The organism is Alkalicoccus luteus (genome assembly GCF_012034335.1).
GTDB classification, from domain to species: domain Bacteria; phylum Bacillota; class Bacilli; order Bacillales; family Salisediminibacteriaceae; genus Alkalicoccus; species Alkalicoccus luteus_A.
This window is the reverse complement of the sequence record NZ_JAATHJ010000023.1, coordinates 46954-53681: the sequence shown is the minus strand read 5'-3', so window position 1 is coordinate 53681 and position 6728 is coordinate 46954. Positions and strand designations below refer to the sequence as shown.

The window sequence follows — 6728 nt, the reverse complement described above, 5'->3', positions numbered from 1 at the left end:
GTTGACTCGCCGATCATGGGGATTTTCCCACGCTGCTTCCTCCATTATCCTCACATCCTTTCTGCTTTCTTTCAGCATGCCAGAGGCGTGATAGGGAAAACAGGCACAGATTCTTTGACGCTTACTTTTCGAGCTAAGTTAAGTTACTTTCACTGCTTATGCCTTTCGGCGCTCATGCCGAAAGCCTCCTATCTGCCCTCATTCAGCAATCCAAAAAGCGGAACCGGGCATCCCCCGATTCCGCTTTACTTTATTGATTTCAACCTCGGTCGTTTACGCCCACCACATGTCCGCAGGCTTTTCACGGATCAGTACGCTGTTGACATTATCAGCGGCGCGCTGAAAACCTTCATCAATGGACATAATTGGATCTTCATGTTCAATGCTGACAACATAATCATAGCCGTACGTGCGCAGCGCACTGATCATATCCGACCATTCCTGCATGCTGTGACCGCATCCGACGGACCGGAACGACCATGCGCGGGTCTGCACCTCGCTGTATGGCTGCATATCGGTCAGGCCGTACATGTTTACGTTATCCTGATCAATGTACGTGTCTTTCGCATGGAAGTGATGAATCGCGTCAGCTTTTCCGAGTATTTTAATAGCTGCTACCGGATCAATACCCTGCCACCAGAGATGGCTCGGATCGAGGTTGGCTCCAATTGCAGGTGAAGTGGCTTCTCTCAGCTTCAGCATCGTGTGCGGCGAATGGACGAGAAAGCCGCCGTGCAGCTCGATGCCGATTTTAATACCGTGCTCTTCTGCGAAAGCGCCAAGCTCTTTCCAGCACGGAATCAGCTTTTCTTCCCACTGCCATTTCAAAATGTCGCCGTATTCAGCGGGCCACGGTGCAACCGGCCAGTTTGGCAGCTTAGCTCCTTCATGATCTCCGGCTGTTCCGGAGAAACCATTTACAACCGGCACGCCGACGAGCGACGCTAATTTAATCGTCTTTTTCATGACATCTACTGATTCTTGCGCAAATGCTTCATTTGGATCAATCGGGTTGCCGTGGCAGCTGAATGCGCTGATCATAAGACCTCGGTCTTCCACCTTCTGCATATATTCGTTGCGCTTATCTTCACTTTCCAGTAAACCGTCGAGATCGCAGTGGGAGTTGCCGGGGTAACCGCCCGTGCCGATTTCAACAGCTTCCAGACCTGCTTCTTTTACGTAATCGAGCATCTCTTCAAACGATTTGTCTCCGAATAAAACAGTAAATACTCCAGATTTCATGCAAACATCCTCCTCGATTATAATAAAATGCTGCGTCGCTCTACGCTGCTTTTGTAAATCGCATCAACAATCTGCTGCACATACAGCGCATCCTCCGGCTTAATGATAAGTGTTCCATCGCCGCGGCAGGCATCAACGAAATTTTGCAGCTGGAACAAGCCTGGGTCGGCTTCTCCCGGTACAAAGTTCGGCGTGCTGTCGAGCAGCATTCCGTGCTTCGCCTGGTTCACCTCAAGCGGAAACAGGTCTACTCCGCCGGTATCTCCGGAAATAGATACATATTCTTTATCTTCCTTCACATTCGCCGCCCATGAGGTTTCAAACAGCATCGTAGCACCGTTTTCAAAGCGAATGTATGCGGTGACATGGTCGTCCACTTCGAACGTTGTATGGTCGACGCGACCCCACTCGTTAATCTGGTCCGGCATGCGGCTCAGCTTGTTATACGTATTACCGCTTACTTCAACCGGCTTTGGACTGCCGAGAAGCCACAGCGATAAGTCGAGGAAATGACAGCCGAAATCGATCAGGCTGCCGCCTCCTTGGAGCTCTTTGTTGGTAAACACGCCCCAGCCTGGTACCTTTCTCCGGCGCAGCGCCTGTACCCTGGCAACCATCGGCGCACCGATTTCACCCGCTTCGACGAGCTTTTTTGCTGCCTGGCTTTCTTTCATGGAGCGGTAGTGGTAGGCGATCATGAGCTGTTTTCCGCTCCGTCTGGACGCTTCCAGCATCTCATTGCCTTCTTCAGCCGTCATCGCCATCGGCTTTTCGCACATGACGTGGACGCCCGCATCAAGTGCGGCAATCGCTGCCTCCGCGTGAAATTTATTCGGCGTACAAATAATCACAGCGTCCACCTTCGGCAGGACGTCTCGATAATCGTCCGTGACGAGCGGCTGGTGAAAGGAAACAGCTGCCTGCCTTGCAGTTTCCAGGTTAATGTCGCATACAGCTATTACTTCTACTTCATGCTTCAGCTCAAGCAGGACAGGGATGTGGCGGTGGCGGGCAATTCCGCCGGCCCCGATTAATCCAATGCGTAAACGATTCATGCTTATCCTCCTCAGCCGAGGTCCAGATCGACTATTGTTTTTGATTCGTTTGCTTCCAGTGCTCCAAGAATTACTTCCAACGATTTTTTACCTTCTTCGCCGGGTATAGCCGGTTCTTCGTCTGCCTGCACTGAACTTACAAACGAATCGATGACGCCGGAGTTCGTCTGGCCCCCGCTCTCATTTGTCTGAATACCGCCGAGCTCAAACCTTGCTTTTTCTCCGTCTGCGTAATCAATCACTACGTTGTACTGTGGATCATCTTCAAGCTTCATGATCCCTTTTTCTGCGTAAATGACGGTTGCATTGTCTTCTGCAGCGGTATACGACCAGCTTGCAGCAAGGGTGCCGATAATCCCCGTCCCGGTGCGCAGAACGCAGACAGCTGTATCGTCTACTGTGCTGTGATCTTTGGCGCTCGTTTCGATAAACGCCCCTACACTCGTAAAGTCTTCTCCGAGAATATAGCGGAGCAGGTCTGTTTTGTGGACGCCGAGGTCCCCCATAGCGCCAATAAACGCTTCGTCCTTCTTAAAGAACCAGCTGTCTGCACCGTCTGCGCTCCACCCTTCTGGTCCGCCGTGGCCGAACGCTGTCCGGAAGCTGTATATTTTACCTAATTCTCCGCGCGCGATCATATCCCGTGCACGCTGATGAGAAGGGACAAAACGCTGATTGTGGGCTATCATAAGCCATTTTTGCGCATTTTTAGCCGCTTCAATCATGTCATCCGCTTCCTGGGTTGATGTCGCCATCGGCTTTTCACACAGGACGTGCACCCCTGCGTTCAGTGCCGCAATGGAGACCGGTGCGTGCAGGTAGTTAGGCGTGCAGACGCTGACGATGTCAATATCCTCGCGCTCCAGCATGTCCTGATAATCCGTATAAGCCATGGCATCAAACATGCTTCCCAGCTCTTCAGCACGCTCCTGATTAATATCGCAGACCGCGGTAAGTGTCACCTCCGGATTTGCCGCATACTCGGGCAGGTGCCGGTACTTTGCAATACTTCCACAACCAATGACTGCTGCTTTCAACATTTATTCGTCCTCCTCTTTGGATGAAATCGTTTCGAGTGGTTCCGGATGATGTCCGTAAACAGGTCGTTCACCAGCTTTACGGGCGGCCCAGCCAGCTGCGTTTTTGATAACACGCTGGACATCGGGGTGATAATACGTTGGGTATGTTTCATGCCCGGGACGGAAATAGACAATCTTTCCGCTTCCGCGGCGGAACGTGCAGAGACTGCGGAACACTTCCCCGCCTTCAAACCAGCTTACCATTACAAGCTCGTCCGGAACCGGTATGTCAAAATGCTCCCCGTACATTTCTTCTTTTTCCAGCTCAATGCAGGAGCCGATCCCTTCGGTCAGGGGATGCGTCGGGTCGACTACCCAGATGCGCTCCTTCTCATCAGCCTCGCGCCACTTCAGGTCACAGCCGGTGCCCATGAGCCGTTTAAACACTTTTGAAAAATGCCCGGAGTGCAGTACGACGAGTCCCATCCCGTTCCAGACGCGTTCCTGCACCTTAGCCGCAATATCATCGCGCACTTCCTCATGGGCTTTATGACCCCACCAGATCAGGACATCCGTTTTATCGAGCACGTCATCTGTCAGACCATGCTCTGGTTCATCCAGTACCGCTGTACTGACTGAGTCGTAATCTTCTGTTAAAAAGCTGCGGATGGCTTCATGAATGCCGTCAGGATACACCTTTTGTACATCGGGATTTTCTTTTTCATGACGATTTTCGTTCCAGACCGTAATATGCATCAAACCACTCCTTTTAGGTAAACGTTGTCACGCACTTCCTTTGCTTAGCGGCGCTGTAGATTCCCGGACGATCAGGCTGACATCCAGTACCTCCGGCTCCGGGCTCCCGCCCTTCATCGCTTCAAGCAGCTTTCCGGCCGCTGCATCTCCTTTTAACTGAATCTGCTGCCGGATCGTCGTCAGCGAAGGAATGCTGTACCGACTCGAATGTATATCATCAAATCCGGCTACAGACAGATCCTCCGGTACGCGTATCCCCTGTTCGAATAAAGCCCGGATCAGTCCCTGGGCGATGATATCTGACGTGCAGAAAACCGCTGTGGCATCCGTAGCTGTCACTTTCTCTGCCGCTTCATACCCGCTTTTAAAGCCATGATAATGAAAGGTTTCGACCGGATGCATTGATGCGATCCCGGATTCCCTGCAGGCTCTCTGATACCCTTGAAACCGGTAGTTCTCAACCGGATTTTTCAGGTTCGTACCGGTAAACAGAATCCGGGTATGACCAAGCTCAGCCAGATGGCGGGTAGCGAGATAGGCTCCCTTCTCGTCTTCAATATTAACAGACGGATACCTGTCTGTATGTTCCTCGTACGTATCAATCAGCACGGCAGGTACATCGATGCTTCTCATTTCATCATAAATCTCTTTCGGAAAAAGACCGAAAAACAAAAGACCGTCAAGCTTTCGCTTTTGTACCCATGTCCGGTAATGCTCCGGACGTGACAGACCGGTCAGCAGCAGATCAAACCCGCTTTCGCGCGCGCGCTGCTCCACTGCACTGATCATCTCATTGTAATACGTATTTTCCCGCATGACAGAAGCAATCGATTGATTCACAAGCGGCAGAATGATTCCAATCAGCTGTGAACGCTGCCTGGTAAGCGAAACAGCTGTGAAATCCGGCTCGTAGCCAAGCTCCTCAATGGACAACAATACCCGCTCTTTCGTCGATTGAGACACTTTTTTCACGTTATTCAGCACGTAGGATACAGAAGCCTTTGAAACCCCGGCATGCTTCGCTACATCTGTAATAGTAGGTCGCTTTTTCATGGTGCCTCCCTTCTGCTTCGACGCCGGAGGTTAACCGGTTCACCAACCAATTGTTTCTATCATATCGGCTTATGCAAACGCTGTCAATCGTTAATGCGGCTATACTGTTTATAACGACAGTTGACTCGAAGTCATTCCTATGGCTTCTGTGGAAACAGGAGAAGCTTGTATAACAGAAAAAAATCCGCGGTCTCCTAACGTGCCCTTCTTTCATAACATACAGGTGTTCCCCTTCCGAATAAGCCAAAAATAAGTCCGGCCAGACTGTTTAGCAGCGTGACCGGACTATTATTATTTTTCTAACTATGCGTTCTCGTGAATCAGCTTCAGTCTCTCTGCCGGAAACCCGGGCTGAGCCAGATAAGCATCAGGCTTAAAATGAAGCCTGCAGAAGCTGCCGCAGTAAGGACAGTTGTAATGGGCAGCTCCGCCGCGACCAGCATCGTAATCAGTCCAAAAGCAATCGGTTCAAATCCGCTCGCTGCAAGCGTAATGATGCTCATGACGCGGCCGAGCTTCGCCTTCTCTGTCTGCTCCTGCACCATGGTAACTACCGGCAGGTAAACAAACATCGCTGCGAATCCCGCTGCTGCGGTAAGACCGACGAGCATAGGCATCGCTTCCGACCGGCTGAACAGCAGAAAGAGCAAAAATGTAAGCGCAAGAGATAAGAAGACAAGCCTGCCGCGTTTTCGCTTCAGATTCCATATGACGAGGACAACACTTGCTGTAAATGTACCAGCAGCCAGCCCTCCTTCCAGCAGGCTCAGTTCAAACGGCGTCCCGCCAAGGGCACTGACGATAATCGGAAAGCTGATGATAATCGGTCCGATCATAAATAAGTTCAGAACGACGATCGTAAGCGTACCGGTACGATGGAGCTCCGAGCCTTTTACATAGCGCAGCCCTTCAACCAGATCACTTAGTGCCGTTTGACCATCCGTCCGTTTTTCAGGATGCGGATCGCCGATGAACGGCGGAAATACGAGAATAGTGGAGATTGCTATCAGAATCGCTGCACCCGAGAAGGTAAGCGTGAAATCGCCGACCGTCAGCAGAAGGCCCGCAATGATAGGACCGATAATAAACATCATTTCGGTCGAACCCTGGAACAGGGAATTGGCACGCTGCAGCTCTTCATCTCTGACGATAATCGGAATCATCGAAGACACTGCCGGAAAGAAAAATGCATCGAGAAATCCAAATACGAGTGCAATGACGACAAGTGCTGTGACCGTCAGCCAGTCATTCATATACAAAACAATCATGGCTGCCATCACGCATACCTGCAGGAAGTTGGTCACAAACATAATGTTTGATTTCCGTATTTTATCTGCAAGGATGCCGCCATATATCATCATAATGACACGCGGAATGGATACACTCATCATGACAATACCTAAAACTGCCGGGTCCTGCAGCTCGTCTACGATAAACCAGGAAATGGACAGAAAGAACATCGAAAACCCAAGCATGATCGTAAGACCCGAGATCCATACGAGCAGAAAAGCTCTATTCTTATGTAAAGCAGGCGGTTTCATCGTTATTTCCTCCTCTCATTCACTGATGCTGAACGCGTAATGTTATGGTAAAATAATGAAAA

6 protein-coding genes are annotated in these 6728 nt (G+C 50.7%); all 6 read right to left on the bottom strand.

The window, feature by feature from the left end:
- Positions 1–273: 273 nt before the first annotated feature.
- Positions 274–1242 carry a sugar phosphate isomerase/epimerase family protein gene (locus HCN83_RS13205; RefSeq protein ID WP_168008087.1) on the bottom strand — a complete coding sequence of 323 codons (969 nt, stop codon included), beginning with the start codon at positions 1240–1242 and terminating at the stop codon, positions 274–276.
- A gap of 17 nt (positions 1243–1259) precedes the next feature.
- Complete coding sequence (locus HCN83_RS13200; RefSeq protein WP_168008085.1) at positions 1260–2297, bottom strand: Gfo/Idh/MocA family protein; 1038 nt, start codon at positions 2295–2297, stop codon at positions 1260–1262.
- Between the two features lie 11 nt (positions 2298–2308).
- Positions 2309–3337, bottom strand: coding sequence for a Gfo/Idh/MocA family protein (locus HCN83_RS13195; RefSeq protein ID WP_168008083.1), 1029 nt, complete (start codon positions 3335–3337; stop codon positions 2309–2311).
- Positions 3338–4072, bottom strand: coding sequence for a ThuA domain-containing protein (locus HCN83_RS13190; protein ID WP_205774655.1), 735 nt, complete (start codon positions 4070–4072; stop codon positions 3338–3340).
- 27 nt (positions 4073–4099) lie between these two features.
- Positions 4100–5125, bottom strand: coding sequence for a LacI family DNA-binding transcriptional regulator (locus tag HCN83_RS13185; RefSeq protein WP_168008079.1), 1026 nt, complete (start codon positions 5123–5125; stop codon positions 4100–4102).
- 326 nt (positions 5126–5451) lie between these two features.
- Positions 5452–6666, bottom strand: coding sequence for an MFS transporter (locus HCN83_RS13180; protein WP_168008077.1), 1215 nt, complete (start codon positions 6664–6666; stop codon positions 5452–5454).
- Between the last annotated feature and the right edge of the window lie 62 nt (positions 6667–6728).